Genomic DNA, 838 nt, shown 5'->3' on the forward strand with positions numbered 1-838 from the left:
AAGGAATTATGCGCACAGGGATTACTGTGTGTCACGGATCTTGTGGTACTGGAACGCTGGTGTGTGGCTTACCAGTTCTGGCGCAATGCTGTGATGAATATCGCCCGGCAGGGCAATACCGTGATCGGTGCAACCGGCGGGCCAATTAAAAACCCGGAGCTGACTGCCAAAAAAGAGCAACAGGCTGAAATGGATACCACCGGCTCGATGTTGGGACTCGATCCGAGCAGCCGTCAGCGTCTGATTGGGGCGGCAGGTCAGGCTAAAACGGACAATCCGTTTATGAGGATGATTGCATCATGAGCTGTAAATCTTACCTGAATGTCAATGCGGCGAACCAATATGCCCGTGATGTGGTGCGCGGCAAAATTGACGTTAGTCGCTACGTCAGAGAGGCCTGTCAGCGGCATCTGGATAATCTGAATCAGGAAAAGAGCAAGCTATTCAAATATCGGTTCGATAAAGCGCTGGCCGAACGTGCCGCGAAATTTATCCAGCTCCTGCCACACACCAAGGGTGAATGGGCGTTTAAGCGGATGCCGATCACACTGGAGCCGTGGCAGTTATTTATTGTCTGCTCGGCCTTTGGCTGGGTACATAAAGGCAGCCGGTTACGACGCTTTCGGGAAGTGTATACCGAAATTCCGCGTAAAAATGGCAAATCCGCCATTTCAGCCGGCGTCGCCCTCTATTGCTTTACCTGTGATGACGAATTCGGCGCGGAGGTTTATTCCGGCGCGACCACGGAGAAACAGGCGTGGGAAGTGTTCCGTCCCGCGAGATTGATGTGCAAGCGCACGCCATTGCTGATGGAGGCATTCGGCATTGAAGTGAATGC

2 protein-coding genes are annotated in these 838 nt (G+C 53.0%); both read left to right on the plus strand.

The annotated features are described in order from the left end of the window. Positions 1-303, plus strand: a 303-nt coding sequence (locus AACS92_RS02065) for a phage terminase small subunit P27 family (protein WP_099112033.1), incomplete at its 5' end; no start/stop codon positions are given. Beyond that, a partial coding sequence (locus AACS92_RS02070) for a terminase large subunit domain-containing protein (RefSeq protein WP_241538048.1) occupies positions 300-838 on the plus strand: 539 nt, incomplete at its 3' end. The genes AACS92_RS02065 and AACS92_RS02070, both read left to right, overlap by 4 nt.

Source organism: Xenorhabdus sp. KJ12.1 (assembly GCF_963876495.1).
Classification (GTDB): Bacteria; Pseudomonadota; Gammaproteobacteria; order Enterobacterales; family Enterobacteriaceae; genus Xenorhabdus; species Xenorhabdus stockiae.